The following is an 18,912-nucleotide window of genomic DNA, read 5'->3' as shown; positions in this document are numbered from 1 at the left end:
ATGCTGCCTTACGGTCTGGCGGCCACGGGGAGCCTGGTCGGGCGCACGCCACTCTACCCGAGGGGGCTGATCTCCCAGAGGAGGCAGGCCGCGCGGTCCATGGCCCGAGCGTCTACCGTGGAGGCATGCGCCTGACAGCATCCGCCGACCCCGCCCTGTGGATCCCCGTGACCGGATCGCTCGGCTGGAAGGGCCGCCGCCATCGCAAGGCGGCGCTGCGGATGCTGCTCGGGCAGGCGAACCAGGCGGTGGGCGCCGCGGAGCGGCCTGGTTCGCGGCTCGGCGCATGGCTGATGAGCCAGGCCGCGCCCTTCGCGATGCGACAGGCGGACGGCCGCGTGCTCGCCTGGACGTGGAAGGCGGATCCGGAGCTGCTCGTAGCGCTGGCGACGACCCAGGAGCTGACGCCGCAGGTCAGGATGGCCAGGGCGACGATGCCGATCGAATACGACGACACCGAGGAGTTCCGCACACCGCTCGGTGTCGGCGAGAAACTCGTGATGCCGATCCCTCCGTCACCGTCGTCCCCGCCGTTCGCCACCTACACCTGGGACACGGGTACGCACCTGATCACACTGAACATCGTGTGCAGCGACCGGGAACGCTTCGGCACGGTGATCCCCGCGGCGGACGAGCTCGCCCGCAGCATCCGGATCGCCGAGGACCTCACCGGCGGCGAAGCACCGGGCGTGCTGAGACTTCCGCCTGCGTGACCGCATCTCTCAAAATCGTGAATATAGGTAATAATGCAGTAGGGTAACAATCATGTCGCCCCTGCTCATCGATCGCCTGCTCCAGATCGCCGATCTGTTCCAGAAGGACATGTCGCGCGCGTTCGTCGGAACAGGGCTCACCACCGCCCGCGTGCATCTGCTCTGGGTGCTCCACCACGCGGGGCCCCTCACGCAGCAGGCGCTCGCGCGCGAGTGCGCGGTGACTCCCCGCAACATCACCGGTCTCGTCGATGCGCTCGAGCGCTCAGGCCACGTCCGGCGCATGCCGCACCCTACGGACCGTCGGGCTGTGCTCGTCGAGCTCACCGACACCGCGGCCGCGGAGATGGCGCGGATGCAGCAGGAGCACGCCGAACTCGACGCGGCCCTGCGCTCGGCCATCGCACCGGAGGATCGCGATGCGGTCGACCGAGGACTCGCGGCCGTCGTCGAACGCCTGCATTCGCTGGTGGACGATGCGGCAGCCGCCACGACGAAGGCCGGCTCATGACGGACACGGCGGACCGGATCGCGCCCTCGCGCGGGGCTCGCGTCATCGACGCGCTGCGCCGAGCGCTGTTCGCCGAGCTCCGGGTGTACTCCAGCATCGCCCGTGCCGTCACGCGGCGCCCCGCGGTGCCGGCCGGCGGCACGGGGCTGGGCTATCACCGCCCGGTGCTGACGGTGCTGTTCATCTTCATCGGGCTCTCGGCCGTGGAGATCCCGATCATCGACCTCATCGTGCACCGGTGGCCCGTCGTGCGCATCATCATGCTGGTCCTCGGCATCTGGGGCGTGACCTGGATGCTGGGCCTGCTCTGCGCCATGCTCATGCGCCCGCACATCGTCGGCCCCGACGGAGTGAGGGTGCGCGCCGGTCTGGAGGTCGACGTCCCGGTGTCCTGGGAGGACATCGCCTCGATCGCTATCGCGCGAAGGGTCGACGAGCCCAAGCAGCAGCGCATCACAGGCGTCGAGTACGCCGAACGGGTGCAGGACGAGACCAACATCGAGATCGAGCTGGAGCGTCCCGTGACGGTACGGCTGCCCGGCCTGCCGCCGAAGGGCGGCAGCCATCGGGTCGAACGCATCCGGCTCTGGGCGGACGACCCGCGCGCCTATCTCGACGCCGCACGCCCGTTCCTCACCGCCGCCTGACCCGGCCGGACCCCGCGGCACGCGCGCGGGCTCACCGGTGCCATGATGAGCGGATGAGCACAGACTGGACGCGCCCCGCCTCCCGCGCGGAACTCGTGGAGCGCGGGCGATCGGTCCGCACCCAGATCCCCCGCACCGAGCTCGCCGTGCTGTCCTCCGGCGAGCGCGATCCGCTCGGCATCCTCGCCGCGCAGGACGCCGGTCGCGTCCCCGAGCTCGTCCCGCTCCGCGCGGAGCGGATGTCGGCGAGCCCGTTCGCGTTCTACCGCGGCACGGCGGCGCTCATGGCCGCAGATCTCGCCGACGCACCGCACTCGGGCATCCTCGTCGCCTCCTGCGGCGACGCGCACGTGTCGAACTTCGGCTTCTACGCCTCGCCGCAGCGCGATCTGATGTTCGATCTGAACGACTTCGACGAGGCGGCGTGGGCGCCGTGGGAGTGGGATCTCAAGCGGCTGGTCGCCAGTGTCGTGGTCGGCGGTCAGGCATCCGGCCGATCGGACGCCGTGATCGAGCAGGCGGTCCGCGAGGCGGTGCGCAGCTACGTCCGAGGCATCCGCCGCGGCAGCAGGACCAGCCCGACGGAGCGCTACTTCACCCATTTCGACGTGGAGTCCACGCGCGCGCTGCTCGACCAGGACGCCAGGCGGGCCGTCCGCCGCTCGATCAGGCACGCGCAGAAGCGCACCGGTGAGCGGGCCGTCCGTCGGCTCACCGCCCTCGGCGACGACGGGCGCCGTCGCTTCGTGCATCAGCCGCCGACGACGACAGCCGTGGAGTCGGAGGTCGAGGCCGTCGTCCACGACCTCATCGATGAGTACCGCACCTCGGCCGGCGCCGACATCTCGCTGCTGCTGGACCACTACACCCTCGCGGACGTCGCCCGCCGCGTGGTCGGGGTGGGAAGCGTCGGCACCCGCTGCTACCTCGTGCTCTTCCAGGACGGCGAGGACAACACCCTGCTCATGCAGCCGAAGGAGGCGAAGCGGAGCGTGCTCGTCGAGTTCGGCCGGATCCCGCAGCCGAGGCTCCTCCAGCGGCTCATCGAGGCGAAGGGCGAAGGCGCACGCGTGGTCTCGCTGCAGCGGATCCTGCAGGCGCTGTCCGATCCCTTCCTCGGTCATTTCCGCGGCGCGAACGGCGACTACTACGCCAGGCAGTTCCACGACATGAAGGGCGGCATCGAGATCGAGGAGCTCGACGACGGCCCCTTCGTCACGTACGCCCAGGCGTGTGCCGCGACGCTCGCGCGGGCGCACAGCCAGTCCGAGACATCGACGATCGTCGCCGGCTACATCGGCGGCGGCCGCACGGTCACCGAGGCGCTGCTGCGGTGGGCGTACGCCTATGCGGCCGTGTCGCTGGCCGATTTCGAGGCCTTCACGGCCCAGCGGGCGAGCACGGCCGGATCGTAGACTCGCCGGGAGGCCAGGCAGCGGGGAAGGAGGCGGATCGACGGTGACGGCACGGACGACCTTCGGGATGCTCCGCCTGCTCACCGCGGCCGTCTGCACGATCGCCCTCGTGCACCGACTGCTCTGGGGCCTGAGCTCGCAGACCATCGCCGGGGAGAACTTCTTCGCCTACCTCACGGTCGAGTCGAACATCGCGCTCGTGGCGCTCCTGATCGCCGGCGCGGTGATCGCCTGGCTGCGCGAGGAGGATCCCCGCTGGTACAGCATCGCGCTGTCGCTGACGCTGACGTGGACGATCACGGCGGGGATCGCGTTCGCCCTGATCGTCTGGCAGGCGGGTCTGCGGGGCATCCGTGTCGACGTGCCGTGGTCCGATCAGGTGCTGCACTTCTGGCTCCCCGCCGTGACCGCGCTCGCGTGGATCGTGACACCGGGTCATCGCTCAGTCAGCTGGTGGACCGTGCCGTACTCCCTGGCGTTCCCGATCGTCTGGGGCGCGGTGACCATGTGGCGCGGGCCCCGCATCGGCTGGTATCCGTACTACTTCCTTGACCTTCGGCAGGTGAGCGGTTTCGGCGAGTTCGCCGTGACGAGCGGACTCGCCCTCGCGCTGTTCGCCGCCGTTGCCGCCCTGCTCGCGCTGATCAGCCGGATCAGCCCGTCTCGTCGACGGGCAGGAAGACCTCCAGCGAGCTGAGCGCGGCGGCCAGCGCGCCGGTGTCGTCGAGCTCGGCGAACTCCTCGGCATCCGCACCCCCGACGATGCCGACGAGGATGCTCTCGCCGGTCAGCGGCTGGAGGTTGACCCATGTCCGGATGAGGCCCTCGGACCCGACGACCTGCCAGATCGTCGCCTCGGAGTTCCAGAACGGCTCGTCGTAGCGGAGCCAGATCGTCTCGATGTCCCCCATGCCGAGCGCGTTGACGGCGCCGCGGTGGGTGAACGGCAGCGCCGGCGCGAACTCGATGGCGTCCGCCTGCAGCACGCCGAGGGGAACGGTGACAACCACCCTGTCGAAAGAGACCGACTCGCCCGTGCCGAGCCGGAGGCTGACCCCTGCGTCGTCGTAGGCGATGCGGGAGACCGGGGAGGAGAGGCTGAGCCGCGCGCCCTCCAGCAGGCTCTCGACGTGCGCGCCGAGATCTCCGAGCAGCGCGAGGGAGGATGCCTGCGGCAGCGCCGGCGGGAACCACGTCGAGAGCAGGTCGGGCTCGGCACCCGCGGTCGACACGAGAGAGGCCAGCAGCGCGGCCAGTCGCGCATCGTCGGGGTCCGCGCCGGAATCGACGAGAGCCTGGCTCAGCGAGACGTCGGTGGGAAGATCGACGGCGGCATCGATCGCCGCGGTGATCGGAGCATCCGTCAGAGGCTCGACGTCCGCATCGGCGGAGCGCCACCACGGCGCGTCCACGACCGCCGCATCGACGTCGGCGACACCCGCCGCCTCGGCGTCCTCCGGTCGGATGAGCCAGCCGCCGAGCTGGACGGGCATCGGCCAGCCCTGCTCGATGGTCGAGGCAGCGCGACCGCCGACGTGATCGCGCGCCTCGAAGACCGTGACGGCGGCGCCGGCCTCGACGAGCGCCGATGCGGCGGCCGCGCCTGCGAGACCGGCACCGATGACGGCGACGCGCTCGTCCCCGACCATCACCGACCGCACCCGGACGGCGACATCGAGGCCGGAGCGCACCGCGCCGAGGATCGTTCCCGGTGCTTCCACATCGGTCGCCTCGCCGGAGAGGAAGAGGCGTCGTTCGACAGGCTCGGCGAGTGTGGCCCGCGTCTGGGCCTGGACCCCGACGCGGGTGTAGCTCACGGCGCCCTCCGCGTACGGGTCGGCGGACCAGGCGCTGCGGATGCTCGCCGCCGGCGCGGGCACCGGCATCGTCGGAAGCGGTGAAGGCGTGCGCGTGGGCGTCGGGGACGGCGCCGGCTCCGGCGTGCACGACGCCAGCAGCACGCCGATGGCACCGGCGCCGGCACCGATCAGAAACGTCCGACGCGTGATCCTCATCGTGTCGCCACCTTACCGCCCTGGCTCGGCACGGCGCTTCGACAGGCTCAGCGAGCGAACGGAGGGCGCGCTTCGACAGACTCAGCGAGCGAACGGAGGACGCGCTTCGACAGCTCAGCGAGCAGTCAGCGCGACGCTCAGAGGTTCACGTCGCCGACGAGGTTGACCTTGATCCCGATTCCCTCGAAGAAGGCGGCCTTCGCGATGAGGGCCTTGTCGGCGGTCTCTGCGTCCGGCGCGTAGACGACCTGGGCATGGTTCGCCTTGTGCCTGGCCATGAACTGGTCACGGCTCTGCCCGTGCAGCACGACGTGCGCGATCGGCCATTCCGGGTTCGTCGCGTCCTTGCGACGCTGCGTCTCGTCCTCCGGCAGGGTGATCGCTGATCCGCGGAAGATGTCGGCCTGAAGGATGCCGTCGGCGATGAACACGCGCGAGATGACGAGCTCACCCGGCTGGGACACTCCGTTGATCGTTGCGCCACCGGCGGGGAAGAACACATGTCCCTGCCGCCAGCCCTCGGCGTTCTGCCATCCGCCCAGGTGCGAAGCGGGTACCGAACCCGAGATCTCGTACACCCACACGAACTGCCCGTCGTACTCCTCGCCCCAGCGCACGTCGTGCAACGTGTTGTCCGGCACGAGGCCCATCGCCCGCCACACCCGGTCGGTGATGAGGGCATCGACGGCGACGCCCTCATCGGCCTCGTTGAAGTGGGGGAAGGCGCGTCCCTCGTGGAGGACGCGCGAGCCGTCACGGGAGGTCACCGGCGGGCGCTCGGTCGAGTTCAGGATGCCTTCGGCGAGGTCGGATGCCGGCACGAGGTCCTTCAGACCCTGCTGGTACTGGATGCCCACCGCGTCGAGTCCGAAGTCATCGGCGATGCGGAGGGCGGCGATGTACATCTTCAGCTGCCACTGCACCTGCTCGCGGGTGAGCTCGGTGGCGGCATCCTCGCCGTAGACGAACGTCATCCCGGCCTCGATGAGCCAGTCGTACGCGGCGTCCGCCTCGGCCTCGGTGACGTTCAGCATCTCCGCATAGAGCGCGGACTGCGACAGGCGCTCCTTGTAGATGCCCGTCTTGTTCAGCAGCTCATCGTCGAAGATCGCGTTGTACATGCCCATGCAGCCCTCATCGAACACGCCGATGATGGCCTTGTCCGCGAGCAGTTCGGCGGCGAGCGCCTCGCCCAGACGCTTCTCGGGGCTGTCCGCAAGGACCGGCAGCGGTCGGACGTGCGAGGCGTCGTGCGTGATGGTCCCGGTCTCGGTCCACTCGCGGATGCCGTCGACGAAGGCGTCATCGGTGAAGTCGACCGACCACGTCGTGGCGTAGGGCTTGTTCATCTTGGTGAGCCCGGCGTTGAGCCCGAGGAGCCCGACGAGCCCCGGCCAGTCGCCGGCGAAGTTCGCGACCGTGAGGATCGGGCCCTCGTGAGTGCGCAGCCCCGCGAGCACGTGGTGGGAGTACTGCCAGTTGGCCGTCGCGACGATCAGCGGCGCATCGACGGGGATGTTCTTGAAGACCTCCATGCCCATGCGCTGACTGGAGATGAAGCCGTGGCCGGTCGCCGGATCGACGTCGAAGGCGCGGATGACGCTCCAACCGAGCTGCTCGAAGACACGCGTCACGCCGGCCTCGAGCTCCACCTGCGTGGGCCAGCCGGCGACGTTCGCGGACTCGCGCAGATCGCCGGAGGTGATGAGATAGGCCGTCCGCGGCGCGGACGAAGGACGGGGTGCGGGGGTGGGGAAGGCGTAAGCGGTCATGATGGCTCCGGTCTCTCGTTGTTCAGGTGGTCCGCTGGGTGGCGGCGAGCTCGTGGACGATGTCTCTCGATGCCTCGTACAGGCGTCGGTAGCGGTCGTAGAGGGCGTCGTAGATCCGGCGCGCGTCGGGGTCCGGCTGAATGGTCTCGACGATCGGGTTCCAGCCGGCGATGCGCGGGACGGACCCTCTGTCTGCGACGGCGGATGCGGCGAGGAAGGCTGCGCCGTAGCTGGCGCCGATCGTGGTGCGGGGGAGCTCCTGGGCGACGCCCGTGGCGTCGGAGACGACCTGCATCCACAGCCGCCCCTGCGTTCCGCCGCCGACCGCGACGACGCGGCGGATGTCCGCTCCGGCGGCGCGCATCGTCTCGATGTTGTGCCGCACCCCCATGGCCGTCGCCTCCAGGGCCGCGCGGTAGAGGTCACCCCTGCCGTGCTCGAGCGTGAGCCCGGCAATGACGCCTCTGGCATCCGGATCCTGGATCGGCGTCCGCTCACCCGCGAAGTAGGGCAGCATCAGGAGCCCCTTCGCGCCGGGTCCGGATTCCTCGGCCTCGGCGAGCAGGTCCGGATAGTCCGCACCGGTGAGCTCCTTCAACCATCCGGTCAGGGCGCCGGACGTGGAGAGCCCGCCGGCGAGGTTCCGCGTGCCTTCGAACGCACCAGCCGTCGTCCACATCGACGGGGTGCGCAGCGGCGCGGAGCCGGTCGCGACGAGGAACATCGTCGTCCCGTACATGAGCATGAGGTCGCCGTCGCCGTGCGCGTCGACGCTGACCGCCTCGGTCCATGCGTCGATGGTCCCTGCGATGACGGGTGCACCCTCGGGAAGGCCCGTGGCGGATGCCGCATCCGACGTCACGACTCCCGCGATGTCGCCCGCCCACCTCAGCGACGGGGGCTCGACCGCCGGCGCGTAGCGATCCCACCATGGGCGGTGCCAGCACTCCGATTCGATGTCGTAGAGCGGGCTCATCTGGCTGGCCGACTGGTGATCGAGCACGTACGAACCGGTGAGCCGCCTGACGAGCCAGGATGCCGGCATGAACAGTCGCCGCGCACGGACGAAAACCTCGGGCTCCGCGTCCGAGACCCAGGCGAGCTTCGGGCCGCCGGCCTGGGAGGTGAGGACCGAGCCGCCGATGCGGGTGATCTCCCCCTCGCCGAGCTCCTCGGTCATCCGGGCGATCTGGGCGCCCGCGCGGGTGTCGACGCCGTACAGGATCGTCGGGCGCACCGGAATGTCGTCCTCATCCGCGAGCAGCACGCACGGGCCCATGCCGCTGACGCCGATGGCGACGATCTCTACGGCGCTCGCTGAGCCACCGCTCCCATCGCTCGCTGAGCCTGTCGAAGCGCGCCACGCCACGAGCTCTCGCGCGATGGAGACGAACTCGTCCCACCAGAGGGCGGCGTCCATCTCCACCCAGCCGGTCCGCGGGCGGTCCACCTCGTGCGTGCGTGTCGCCGACGCCAGGATCTCGCCGTCCGCCGCGACGAGCACGCCCTTGGTGCTCGACGTCCCCACGTCGACCCCGATCGTGCACCGCATGGCGTCCTCCTCGATCGCGGATGGCTTTCCCTAACCCTACGCGAAATCGATTTCATCAATCAACTCAAGACGCGGAGCGCCGGGAAGAGAGGCGATCAGTCGCGCGCCGCGGTGGCGGGCTGCAGCTCGCTGCGCAGCACGACGGTCCTCGCCGGCTGCGCATCGCCCTCGATCCGATCGAGGAGCATCCGGGCGGCCGTGACGCCCATGTGGCGGGCCGGCAGACGGACGACCGTCACCGCAGCAGGGGACAGCGTGGTGAACGGGAGGGAGCCGACCACCGCCACTCCCAGCCGCGGCGGGGTGAGCCCCTGCTCGCTGAGCACCTGGATCGCCCCGACGCCGATGAGGTTGTTGCCCGCGACCACGGCATCCGGCGGAGTGGGCAGCTCGAGCAGCCGCGCCATCGCCTCCCTGCCCCCATCGACGCGGAAGGAGGAGAAACGCAGGAGATCCTCGTCGACCTCGCGCCCGGCATCGGCGAGGGCGTCCCGCCAGCCCGCCGCACGCTCGGCGGCGGTGTCGATCGACTCCGGCCCGTTGATGCAGGCGATCCGGCGGTACCCGGCGTCGATCAGGCTCCTCGTCGCGCTCACGCCTGCGGCCCGGTTGGCCATCACGACGGCATCGACGTCGTGGGAGGTGTGCCGGTCTACGGCGACGACGGGTCGGCCCGCGGCGAGCACGGCATCGAGACGGGAGTCCTCGGACGCCGTGGCGATGATGACGCCCGACATGTGCTCGGCGACCGCGATGTCGAGGTACGTCTGCTCCTTGTCCGACTCCGAGTCGGAGTTGCACAGCACGACCGAGAGCCCGGCATCTGCCGCGACGTCCTGGACGCCGCGTGCCATCTCCGTGAAGTACGGGTTCTCGATGTCGGGGATGATGAGCCCGATGACCTGAGAGCTCTGCCGCCTGAGCGTCCTGGCGGTGCGGTTGGGAACGAAACTCAGCTCTTCGGCCGCCTTGCGGATGGCCGCGGCCTTCGCCGGCGAGACATTGGTGCCGTTGAACAGTCGCGACACGGTCGCCGGGGACACCCCGGCGAGTCTTGCGACGTCGTAGATCGTGGACATCGGACCTCATGCTTCCTGGCGTGAGGAAACAGTACCGCGAACGACGTGAAATCGATTGCCGCGCCATGCGCGGCGATCCCGGTCCGGCGTCATCCGCGACGACGCCGGACCGAGATCGAGCGACTAGTGGCGCTTGCCCGTGACCGTCACCCACACCGACGGTTCGGACGCCTCGCCCTGGCCGTAGGCGTTCACCGCGGCCACCGTGACGCGGTAGCGTCCCGGTGCGACACCCGTCAGAGTCGTGCCGAGCTCATCCGCGGACACGGTCGTCTCCACGACGACGCCCGAACGCGACTCGGCGGTGACCGCGTAGCCCGTGATCGCGGATCCGCCGGAGGCGGGTGCCGCCCAATCGACCACGAGCGAGCGCCCGGCTCCCTCGACGAGCGGCCGATCGACCGCTCCAGGAGCCTGGCGGAGCGAGATGTCAGCCAGCGGAACGCGGGTGTACTCGACGTCCTCCTTGTTCGTCCCGTACGAGACGTACAGGTCGTCGCCCCAGACGTAGCTCTTCTGGTAGCTGTAGCCGAGGTTCTTCGACTTTCCGGCATATCGAAGCGGCTGGAGATCGGCCGCATCGCGCAGCACGAAGCCGTCGGTGAAGGTCTCGCCGTCCGCGCTCAGGACGAGCACGAGCGGGTACCGCGTCTTCGTGCCGGTCAGGCTTCCGGCCAGGTACGCAGTGCCGTCCGGAAGCGTCCCCGCGCTCTGCTTGGTGCGCGAGTCCGGAATGTCCGTGACCACCGAGTCCGACCAGGTGACCCCGTCGTCGTGACTGATCGAGGCGAGTTTGAACATGCTGCTGCCGCCCTGATCGCGGAAGGTCATCACGATGTCGCCGTCCGGCTGCTGGAACCAGCTGGGCTCCAGCTCGCGCGACATCTCATCCGGCAGATAGGGCTGGTTCTCCAGCTCGCCCTGCGTCCACCCTGTCACGCCCAGCGGGTCATCGGTGTAGTACGGCTTCACCTGCAGGCCTGGCTGCACGTGGAAAGCGGTCAGCAGCCGCCCGCTCGCCAGCGCCTTGGTGTCCTGTTCGATGATGCCGAGTACGGGATCCCCGTTCTGGTCGGTGACCGGCGCGGGCTCGCTCCAGTTCACGCCGTCCGTGCTCGAGACGTAGAGCGTGTATCCGCCGCGGGGCGAGAGAGCCGCCGGCCAGACGTTCAGGTAGGCGACCAGCGTCTCCCCGTCCGTCCACCAGCCGCCGTTCGAGGTGTAGCCGTCGGTGCGCGGTGCGGTGAGATCGATGGGCGCGGACCAGTTCTCCCCGCTCTCGTCGCTGACGCTGTAGCGGACGATCGTCTCGGGAGCGTCCTCGTCGCGCAGCGAGCTCTGCCACTGCGCGTACAGACGCCCCTTGAACGCCATGAGAACGGTGCCGTGGTTGAACGCATGGTCGTCATCCCCCGGCGAGAAGATCGTCACCGTCTCCGCGTTCTGCGCCTGCGGGAGGCCGAGCGCATTCAGGTCGGCGGTGTCGATGAGGCCGTCTGCGACGGTGATGGGCGGTGGTGCTTCGTCGACCGCGATCGCCGGCCCTGCCATCAACGTGGCGGACAGCGCTGCGGCTGACATGAGGCCTCCGGCGGCGATGAGACGCCGACGGAGGGAGATGCGTGAGGGCGACATTGCTTGCTCCTTCATCTTCCGGCACCCCCTGCGGGTGCCGTTCTATTGGTGATGCGGCACGTCGCGCGCGAGTCGCGCGAGCACCGCGGCATCCGGCTCGGGGATCGGCATGCGCCGCCCTCCGACCGGGCGCCCGGCGAGGCGATGGGCGGCGCGCATGCGCGCGGGGGACCCGTCCACCGCCGCGACGACTTCGTCGATGTCTGTCTGCAGTTCCTCGATCCGGGCGGCGTCGCCGGCGAGCAGCGCCTCGCGCATCGCCACGAAGGGGCGCGCGAAAGCCGAGGCCACTCCGGAGATCACGCCGTCCGCGCCGGCGCGACCCGCTCTGGCGAAATCGCCGTCCGAGCCGGTGTAGATGAGGAAGTCCTCCGGCAGCCTGCTGCGGAAAGACGCGATGAGGTCGAGCGATTCTCCGCTGACCTTCACCCCCACGACCCCCGGCAGTTCTGCGAGGCGCACGATGAGCTCCTCGTCGACGGGGATGCCGGTGCGCGCTTCGAACATGTAGACGTAGACATCGAGCCCCTCCGCCTCCGCGACGACCTCCTGGAAGAAGTCGTAGACCTCATCGGGCGGGGCGGGCAGGTAGTACGGTGTGAGCACCGCGATCTCCTGCGCGCCCGCAGCGCGTGCGCCGGCGATGAGCTGCGAGACCTCGAAACGGCTCGCGGCTCCGACGTGCACGATCACCCTGATGTCCGCGAGCACCTCGAGCGAGAGGCGGGCGACCGCGTTGCGCTCCTCGATGGAGAGCGCGGGGAACTCCCCGGTGGTCCCGAGCACCAGCGCCCCTTGGACGCCGGAGGCGGCGACGTACTCGAGGATGGCCCTGGTGCCGGCCGGGTCGAGCGCTCCGTGCTCATCGAAGGCGAGCGGAACGGCGGTGATGATGTCGTGCGATGGCATGCGTGTGAAGGTCTTTCCGGGAGAGGTGGGGCGGGTTCCGGGGCGCCCTGCGCCCCGGAACCCGGGGGGGGTCAGCCTGCGAAGGCCTCGTCCATCGAGCGCAGCACGTCGGCCGTGCCCGCCTGTCCGGAGAAGAGCTGCTGCACACCGACGAACAGCGCGGCCTGCGCCTTGGCGTTCGGCCAGCCCTGGTCGGGCATGGGGGCGGTGCGGCCCTCGGCGATGATGTCCGCCGCGGTCTGCATCACCGGGTCCAGCTCGACCTCGGCGGTCGTCAGTGCAGGGATGCCGGGCGCGGCCTCGAACCAGACGCCGGTCGCCTCCGGCGTGGCCAGCCAGTCGACGAAGTCGAGGGCGTTCACGGCGTTGGTGGCGTTCTCGTTGACCGCGAAGCTCACACCGATACCGCGCGGGATCGACGGCGTGCCAGAGTCGTCGCCCGGCAGCGGGAAGAAGCCGAACTCGGTGCCCTCCGGAGCGGTCGAGGCGATCTGCGGGTACGACGCGAGCACCTGGACGACACCCACGGCCTCGCCCGAGTTGACCAGCCCGTACGACGCGGTCACGTCCGTGCCGAGCGGGTCGTCGTTGAAGCAGCCGGCTTCGCTCATCTCCGTGTACTTGTCGAAGGCGTCGCCCCAGCCGGAGCCGTCGAACGTCGCAGAGCCGTCGGTGAGCTGCGCATCGAAGTCGGGGTCGTCGGCGTAGACCGTCGACGCGACGAGCGCGTACGGCACGAGCTGGGTGACCCAGTCGGTCTGGATGCCGAGGGCGAAGGCGACCTTGCCCGCCGAGGCGACGTCGGCGCAGTAGGTCAGCAGGTCGCTGTACGTCGTCGGGACCTCGAGACCGAGCTCCGCAAGCGTGGCGGTGTTGTAGATGGCGCCGACCGCGTCGAGCTTGGAGGGCAGACCGTAGGTCTTTCCGTCGATCTGGAGGGTCTCCGACGTCCCTGGATCGACGTCGGCGACCCAGTCGCGGTCGGAGAGGTCGGCGAGGTAGCCCGCGCCCTGGAGCACGTCGATGGCTCCGGGGTTGCCGCCGCCGGCCCAGACCGTGAACACGTCCGGCGCGGTTCCGCTGGAGAGCTGGGTGCGGATCGTCGTCTGGAACTGCGAGGTGTCAGCGACCGTGAGATTGACGTCGATCCCGGTCTTCTCCTCGTAGGCGGCGACGACCGCCTCCATGGGGGCCTGGTTGTTGGACGTGGTGGCGATCGTGAGCGAATCCGTTGGTTCGGTGCTCGACGGCTGCTCCGCAGACGAGCACGCCGACAGGCCGAGGCCCGCGACGGCGACACCGGCGACGACGGCGATGTAACGCGATTTCATGGTGGCTAGACTCCAATGCAGGAAGGGGGCGGGAGCCCCCGGGTCAGGGTGTAGGGGTTTCGGGATCACCAGGGCAGGAACCGGAGTTCGTAGGTTCCGGGTTCCAGCCGCAGTCGGGTGCTCCGTGGACTTCGATCCATCAGGGTGACGCCGTGCGAGTGCGTCGCGTTCTCGCCTCCTTCCGTGATCTCCTCCGCGGTGGGCACGGTGAGGAAGGCATCCGGCCCTGGCGGGATCGTGACGACCAGGACGATGCGGTCTCCCTCACGCCGCCAGGTGCTCGCGATCCGACCTCGCGTGGTCTCCAGGGAGCCGGCTGCGTGATCGAGCGCCGGATCGAATCGAGGTGCGAGCTCGATCTCCCGGTAGCCGGCGGATGCATCGGCCTGGTCGATGCCGAGGATGCCGGAGAAGAACCACTCCCCGACCGAGCCCAGCGAGTAGTGGTTGAAACTGTTCATGCGGGCCGACTGGAAGCCGTGCTCCGGTGTCCAGCCGTCCCAACGCTCCCAGATGGTCGTCGCGCCGTTGCGCACCGAGTACAGCCAGGACGGGTACCGGTCGTTGTGCAGCAGGCGGAAGGCCAGATCCTCCCTGCCTATCCTGGCGAGCACGGGGCAGAGGAGCCCCACCGTCACGAACCCGGTCGTGAGCGAGACGTCGCGCCGCTCGACGGCGGCGACCAGCTTCTGCGCGATGAGATCGAGGTCGTCCGCCGCGTGCAGCCCGAAGGCCAGGGTGAGAAGGTAGCCGCCCTGCGTGTCGCCGGCGACCGTGCCGTCCTCTGCCACGAAGCGTTCGCGGTACACCGCGCGGATGCGCTCGTGCAGACGTGCGATGCCTTCGGCCTCCTCCGTCCGCCCCAGGATCCTGAGCGCGCGTGCGGTGAGGTCCGCACTGCGCGCGAAGTAGGCCGTCGACAGAACGTCCTTGCGTGTCTCCTCACCGATCTGCAGCCAGTCGCCGTAGTCGTTGCCCACCTGCTCGCGCCAGACGAGATCCGGGTTGTGCCGCTCGATGTGCCGCACCCACGCGACCATCGAGTCCGCGGCCTCGGCGAGCACGGACCGATCGCCCGTCACCCGGTACACGTTCCACGGGATCGTCACCCCGCCGTCGCCCCACGCGGGCGCGCCTTCGCGGAGATGGATGAGGTGCGGGGCGATGTCGGGGAAGGCGCCGTCGTCGTTCTGCGCGCTGCGCACGTCGCGCATCCAGCGCCGGAGCAGGGGGCCGAGATCGGCCATCGCGAGGGCGGTCGGCGCGAACACCTGCGCATCGGCGAGCCAGCCGAGCCGTTCGTCGCGCTGCGGGCAATCGGTGGGGATCGAGACGAAGTTCCCCCTCAGCCCCCATTCGACGTTCTGGTACAGCCGATCGAGGAGGGCGTCAGATGACGAGAATGTCCCGACGAACTCGACGTCGTTGTGCAGGACAACCGCCTCGATGTCCGCCGCCGCGAGGTCTCCGTGGATGCCTCGCACCTCGGCGAAGCGGAAGCCGTGCAGCGTGAACCGCGGTTCGAAGACCTGCTCGGCGTCGCCGTTGGTCCAGAACACGTCCACGGGCTCCGCCGTGCGCAGGTTGGCGGTGTAGAGCTCGCCCTCGTCGAGCACCTCCGCGTGATCGAGCTGGATCCGGCGGTCCGCCGGCTGATCGCGAAGTGTGAGGCGCAGCCGCCCGACCAGGTTCTGACCGAAGTCGACGATGAAACGGCCGTCGCCCCGTGGCTCGACGGACACCGCCGGCAGGCGCACCGTGGCGCGCACGCCGGGATCCGCTTCCGGGACGAGCAGGTCGACGGAGGTGTCCTTGACCACGGCATCCGACCAGCCGGAGATGTCGTGCTCCGGCAGGTGCCAGCCGGGCTCGGCACGGCGGGAGTCCTCGTACTGGCCCATGAGCATGTCGGCGTAGAGGATGTCCGAGGCATCCTCCTTCCATCCGTCGCCGGTCGCCACGACCCGTCGACCCCCGTCGCCGGAATCGAGCACGACCTGCGCCAACAGCGACGGCTCCTTGCCGTAGTGCTGCGCCTGATGGCGCCTGTCGGTGCCGATGAAGCCGACATACCAGCCGTCGCCGAGGAGGGCTGCGATGCTGTTACGGCCACGGCGCAGCAGCGGCGTGATGTCCCAGGACTGGTAGGTGATGCGGTCGCGGTACTCGGTCCATCCCGGCGCGAGCTCGTCCGTGCCGACTTTCGTCCCGTTCACGTACAGCCGATAGGCACCCTTGGCCGAGACGTGGACCTTCGCGACGGCGGACACCTCGTCGAGGGTGAAGTGCCTGACGAAGCGGCGGACCGGCTGCAGCTTGTTGACGGTGAAGCTGATGTCGGTGTCCTGCGGCGGAAGCGCGGTGTGCCGGAAGAGCGGATTGCGTCCGATCCACACGGCCCGCCATTCGTCGCGGTGCACGATGCCGGTGGCGAACCGCGCGCCGGCTTTCGTGCTGGCGCCGCCCTGGTCGCGCAGCTCGAGCTCCCAGGCGTAGTCGGCGGAACTCGTGAGAGGTCCGCCCTCGTAGGCGATGCCGGTCGTGGCATCCGATGGGGTCCACCCAGAGTCCCAGACGCGCGCGGTGTCCCCGCCCGGCAGGTGCTGGGCGACGGTGATGCGATAGGCCGACTGGCGGGCCCCTCGGATGTCGGCGGCAAGACGCCAGGAGAACACGGGAGCGGCGACGATGCCCTGCGGCTCCGCCTGTCCGTCGACACGCAGGGCGTATGCGGTCAGGCTCATCCCTTCAGACCTCCGGCGAAGCCCTTGATGATCTGCTTCTGCATGAGGAAGTAGACCGCGAGCACGGGGACGACGCTGATCACGAGTCCTGCGAACACCACGGGCCAGTTCGAGACGAACTGTCCGACGAAGGCGTACAGCGCGACGGTGACCGTCTGCTGAGGGGTGCCGCTGAGGTACAGGAGCGGAACGAGGAAGTCGTTCCACACCGTGATCGCGTTGAGGATGATCACGGTGCCCGTGATCGGACGCAGCAGCGGGAAGACGATGCTCGTGAACGTGCGGAACGTGCCCGCACCGTCGAGAGCGGCCGCCTCCTCGTAGTCCCTCTCCAGAGTGCGAAGGAACCCGGTGTAGAGGAACACCGAGAACGGCACCTGGCTGCCCGTGTAGAAGAGGATCAGCGAGGCGAGCGACCCGAGCAGGCCGAGATCGCGCATGGTCTGGTACAGCGGGATCAGCGCGACCTGGAACGGGATCATCATGCCGACGAGCACGATCCAGAACACCGTCGTGGACAACCGGGACATCACCCTCGACAGCGGGTACGCCGCCATCGAGGAGATCGCCACGATGAGCACGACGCTCGTGACGGTGACGATGGCACTGTTGAGCAGGGCCTGCCCGAGGCCCGCCTGACTCCACGCCTGCGCGAAGTTGTCGAAGGTCGGCCGCGCCGAGGGCAGAAGCGGCGAGGTCGCATCGTTTGCCGGTCGCAGGGACATGTTCACCAGGATGTAGACGGGGAACACGAACACCAGGGCGATGAGGAGCATGACCACTTCGCGCACGAAGGTGGCCTTGGTGTAGCGGAACATCAGCGGCCGCCCTTCCGGCTCAGGCGCTGCTGCGCGACGGAGAAGAACACGACGACGACCGCGAGCACGAGCGCCAGGGCGATGCCGTAGCCGAACTCGTTGAACTGGAACGCCGACTTGTAGAGCAGCGTCGACATCGTCTCGGTCGATCCGCCTGGGCCTCCCGCGGTCAGCACGAAGACCTCGGTGAACATCTTCAGCCCGCCGATGATCGTGAGCATGACGTTGATCGCGGTCGCCGGGGCGAGCAACGGCCAGGTCACAGACCAGAACCGCCGCCAGGAGCCTGCGCCGTCGACGGCGGCCGCTTCGTTCAGCTCCTGTGGGATCGACTGGAGGCCGGCGATGTAGATGACCATCGAGTAGCCGGCGTGCTGCCAGACGATCATCATGACCACCGAGGCGGCCGCCCAGAACGGGTCGCCCAACCAGCTCGGGGCGACATCTCCCAGCCCGACGCCGGCGAGAAGGGTGTTGACCGCTCCGTCCGGCGTGAGCAGGAACTTCCAGAGATACGCGACGACCACGGGGGTGATCACGACGGGGGCGAAGAACAGCACCCGCAGGAAGTTCTGCGACTTCAGCCCGCTGTTGACGCCGAGGGCGAGCAGCAGACCGATCCCGTTCTGCAGGATCGTCACGGCGACGGCGAAGATGAGCGTCATCTTCAGCGCCTCGAGCGAGCTCTGCGTCGTGAAGATGCGGATGAAGTTGTCGAAGCCGACGAAGTCGTAGGTCTGGGAGAGGCCGTCCCAGTTCGTGAATGCCAGCACCGCCCCGCGGATCGTCGGCACGAGCACGGCGAAGCCGTAGAAGATCAGGGCAGGGATCGCCAGGACGAGGAGCGTGCGCGACTGCGCTACACCGACGAATCGGCGGCGGGTGGGTTGCGTCTCTTCTGCCGGGGCGGCGACGGCATCCGTACGGTCTTCGAGCAGGGTCATGATGCGCGCTCCTCATCGGCGGCCTCGGTCAGCGCCTCGACGGCATGCGCCATCCGGCCGCGTGCACCGTCGAGGTGCTCGCGCAGCTCTGCCTGGATCGCCGCGGCGTCGCCGCTCTCGAGGAGATCGAGCAGTCGGCCGTGATCGTGTGCGGACGGATGCAGGTCGACGTCCTCCTCGACGGTGAGCTGCATGAGGCTCGCGAAGACGGGCTCGTACGCCTCCCACACATCCACCAGCCGGCGATTGCCGCCGATCCGGTAGAGCAGGGCGTGGAAGCGCATGTCCGCATCGGCGAACTCCGCGGCCGCGGAGCGATCGGCGCAGGCAATCATCTCCCTGACGATCTCGCGCCCGATGCGCAGCTGCTCGGGGGTCGCGTGGGTGATCGCACGGGTGACGGCGACGAGCTCGATGGACTCGCGCAGCTCGTAGAGGTCGTCGATGTCGCTCTGGCTCAGGCCGACGACGAAGAATCCGCGGCGGCGCGATTCGACGAGGCCCTGCGACTCGAGCTGACGCAGAGCGTCGCGCACGGGGCCGCGGCTCACGTCGTACTCGGCGGCGAGCGCATCCTCGACGAGATGGGTGCCCGGCAGCACCTGCCGACGGATGATCTGATCGCGCAGGACGCCGGCGAGCTGATCGCCCAGGGCGGGGGCGCGGGTCGGTCGCATCGTGACCATGAATCCACCTCTTCGTGTACCGTTAACGAAATACAGTAAACTGCAATCGATTTCATAAGTCAACCCGAGGCAGTTTCGACGGCATCGTCGAATGCGCGCGCGGCGCGAGAAGCTGCGCTTCGACAGGCTCAGCGAGCAGGG

At 69.2% G+C, this 18,912-nt stretch carries 16 protein-coding genes; 5 read left to right on the top strand and 11 right to left on the bottom strand.

The features are described 5' to 3' along the window. Positions 1-125 precede the first annotated feature (125 nt). Genes ACWGJP_RS06870 through ACWGJP_RS06850 form a run of 5 tightly spaced genes read left to right on the top strand, consistent with a single transcriptional unit; the run spans position 126 to position 3,983 of the window. Positions 126-713 carry a hypothetical protein gene (locus tag ACWGJP_RS06870; protein ID WP_452329002.1) on the top strand — a complete coding sequence of 196 codons (588 nt, stop codon included), beginning with the start codon at positions 126-128 and terminating at the stop codon, positions 711-713. 52 nt (positions 714-765) lie between these two features. Next, entirely contained in the window at positions 766-1,224 is a 459-nt protein-coding gene (locus ACWGJP_RS06865) for a MarR family winged helix-turn-helix transcriptional regulator (RefSeq protein ID WP_452329001.1), read from the top strand. After that, positions 1,221-1,871, top strand: coding sequence for a hypothetical protein (locus ACWGJP_RS06860; RefSeq protein WP_452329000.1), 651 nt, complete (start codon positions 1,221-1,223; stop codon positions 1,869-1,871). Before ACWGJP_RS06865 ends, ACWGJP_RS06860 begins: the two co-directional genes overlap by 4 nt. A gap of 53 nt (positions 1,872-1,924) precedes the next feature. Continuing rightward, positions 1,925-3,286, top strand: coding sequence for a DUF2252 domain-containing protein (locus ACWGJP_RS06855; protein ID WP_452328999.1), 1,362 nt, complete (start codon positions 1,925-1,927; stop codon positions 3,284-3,286). Positions 3,287-3,329: 43 nt separating this feature from the next. After that, positions 3,330-3,983 carry a Pr6Pr family membrane protein gene (locus ACWGJP_RS06850; RefSeq protein WP_452328998.1) on the top strand — a complete coding sequence of 218 codons (654 nt, stop codon included), beginning with the start codon at positions 3,330-3,332 and terminating at the stop codon, positions 3,981-3,983. Here ACWGJP_RS06850 and ACWGJP_RS06845 read toward each other — a convergent pair. The 11 genes from ACWGJP_RS06845 to ACWGJP_RS06795 all read right to left on the bottom strand — a co-directional run bounded on the left by ACWGJP_RS06845 (position 3,940) and on the right by ACWGJP_RS06795 (position 18,771). Further along, a complete protein-coding gene (locus ACWGJP_RS06845; protein WP_452328997.1) occupies positions 3,940-5,301 on the bottom strand; it encodes an FAD-dependent oxidoreductase in 1,362 nt (453 codons plus the stop codon). The two genes, ACWGJP_RS06850 and ACWGJP_RS06845, sit on opposite strands and share 44 nt — an antisense overlap. A 137-nt stretch (positions 5,302-5,438) precedes the next feature. Further along, positions 5,439-7,073, bottom strand: a complete 1,635-nt coding sequence (locus tag ACWGJP_RS06840; protein WP_452328996.1) for a fucose isomerase — start codon at positions 7,071-7,073, stop codon at positions 5,439-5,441. A gap of 22 nt (positions 7,074-7,095) precedes the next feature. After that, positions 7,096-8,625 carry an FGGY-family carbohydrate kinase gene (locus tag ACWGJP_RS06835; protein ID WP_452328995.1) on the bottom strand — a complete coding sequence of 510 codons (1,530 nt, stop codon included), beginning with the start codon at positions 8,623-8,625 and terminating at the stop codon, positions 7,096-7,098. A gap of 95 nt (positions 8,626-8,720) precedes the next feature. Next, entirely contained in the window at positions 8,721-9,704 is a 984-nt protein-coding gene (locus tag ACWGJP_RS06830) for a LacI family DNA-binding transcriptional regulator (protein ID WP_452328994.1), read from the bottom strand. Positions 9,705-9,827: 123 nt separating this feature from the next. After that, positions 9,828-11,339: an exo-alpha-sialidase gene (locus ACWGJP_RS06825; RefSeq protein WP_452328993.1), complete on the bottom strand. Its 1,512-nt coding sequence runs from the start codon at positions 11,337-11,339 to the stop codon at positions 9,828-9,830. A 42-nt stretch (positions 11,340-11,381) separates the two neighbouring features. Further along, complete coding sequence (locus ACWGJP_RS06820) at positions 11,382-12,248, bottom strand: dihydrodipicolinate synthase family protein (protein ID WP_452328992.1); 867 nt, start codon at positions 12,246-12,248, stop codon at positions 11,382-11,384. 71 nt (positions 12,249-12,319) lie between these two features. Then, positions 12,320-13,579, bottom strand: a complete 1,260-nt coding sequence (locus ACWGJP_RS06815) for an ABC transporter substrate-binding protein (protein ID WP_452328991.1) — start codon at positions 13,577-13,579, stop codon at positions 12,320-12,322. Between the two features lie 65 nt (positions 13,580-13,644). Next, positions 13,645-16,323, bottom strand: a complete 2,679-nt coding sequence (locus ACWGJP_RS06810) for a family 78 glycoside hydrolase catalytic domain (RefSeq protein ID WP_452328990.1) — start codon at positions 16,321-16,323, stop codon at positions 13,645-13,647. Further along, positions 16,320-17,141, bottom strand: a complete 822-nt coding sequence (locus ACWGJP_RS06805) for a carbohydrate ABC transporter permease (protein WP_452328989.1) — start codon at positions 17,139-17,141, stop codon at positions 16,320-16,322. The genes ACWGJP_RS06810 and ACWGJP_RS06805 overlap by 4 nt, the downstream gene beginning before the upstream one ends. Continuing rightward, positions 17,141-18,085 (bottom strand): carbohydrate ABC transporter permease, encoded by a 945-nt coding sequence (locus tag ACWGJP_RS06800; RefSeq protein ID WP_452328988.1) that lies wholly within the window; start codon positions 18,083-18,085, stop codon positions 17,141-17,143. The genes ACWGJP_RS06805 and ACWGJP_RS06800 overlap by 1 nt, the downstream gene beginning before the upstream one ends. Further along, entirely contained in the window at positions 18,082-18,771 is a 690-nt protein-coding gene (locus tag ACWGJP_RS06795) for a GntR family transcriptional regulator (RefSeq protein ID WP_452328987.1), read from the bottom strand. The genes ACWGJP_RS06800 and ACWGJP_RS06795 overlap by 4 nt, the downstream gene beginning before the upstream one ends. Positions 18,772-18,912 lie beyond the last annotated feature (141 nt).

Source organism: Microbacterium sp. NPDC055903 (assembly GCF_053615555.1).
Note: the sequence above shows the minus strand (reverse complement) of the source record. Positions and strands in the feature narration are given on the sequence as shown.

Excerpts from the sequence above, each read along its gene's own strand:
- ACWGJP_RS06870 (WP_452329002.1), top strand. The coding sequence starts at position 126 with ATGCGCCTGACAGCATCCGCCGACCCCGCCCTGTGGATCCCCGTGACC.
- ACWGJP_RS06865 (WP_452329001.1), top strand. The coding sequence starts at position 766 with ATGTCGCCCCTGCTCATCGATCGCCTGCTCCAGATCGCCGATCTGTTC.
- ACWGJP_RS06860 (WP_452329000.1), top strand. The coding sequence starts at position 1,221 with ATGACGGACACGGCGGACCGGATCGCGCCCTCGCGCGGGGCTCGCGTC.
- ACWGJP_RS06855 (WP_452328999.1), top strand. The coding sequence starts at position 1,925 with ATGAGCACAGACTGGACGCGCCCCGCCTCCCGCGCGGAACTCGTGGAG.
- ACWGJP_RS06845 (WP_452328997.1), bottom strand. The coding sequence starts at position 5,301 with ATGAGGATCACGCGTCGGACGTTTCTGATCGGTGCCGGCGCCGGTGCC.
- ACWGJP_RS06840 (WP_452328996.1), bottom strand. The coding sequence starts at position 7,073 with ATGACCGCTTACGCCTTCCCCACCCCCGCACCCCGTCCTTCGTCCGCG.
- ACWGJP_RS06835 (WP_452328995.1), bottom strand. The coding sequence starts at position 8,625 with ATGCGGTGCACGATCGGGGTCGACGTGGGGACGTCGAGCACCAAGGGC.
- ACWGJP_RS06830 (WP_452328994.1), bottom strand. The coding sequence starts at position 9,704 with ATGTCCACGATCTACGACGTCGCAAGACTCGCCGGGGTGTCCCCGGCG.
- ACWGJP_RS06825 (WP_452328993.1), bottom strand. The coding sequence starts at position 11,339 with ATGTCGCCCTCACGCATCTCCCTCCGTCGGCGTCTCATCGCCGCCGGA.
- ACWGJP_RS06820 (WP_452328992.1), bottom strand. The coding sequence starts at position 12,248 with ATGCCATCGCACGACATCATCACCGCCGTTCCGCTCGCCTTCGATGAG.
- ACWGJP_RS06815 (WP_452328991.1), bottom strand. The coding sequence starts at position 13,579 with ATGAAATCGCGTTACATCGCCGTCGTCGCCGGTGTCGCCGTCGCGGGC.
- ACWGJP_RS06810 (WP_452328990.1), bottom strand. The coding sequence starts at position 16,323 with ATGAGCCTGACCGCATACGCCCTGCGTGTCGACGGACAGGCGGAGCCG.
- ACWGJP_RS06805 (WP_452328989.1), bottom strand. The coding sequence starts at position 17,141 with ATGTTCCGCTACACCAAGGCCACCTTCGTGCGCGAAGTGGTCATGCTC.
- ACWGJP_RS06800 (WP_452328988.1), bottom strand. The coding sequence starts at position 18,085 with ATGACCCTGCTCGAAGACCGTACGGATGCCGTCGCCGCCCCGGCAGAA.
- ACWGJP_RS06795 (WP_452328987.1), bottom strand. The coding sequence starts at position 18,771 with ATGGTCACGATGCGACCGACCCGCGCCCCCGCCCTGGGCGATCAGCTC.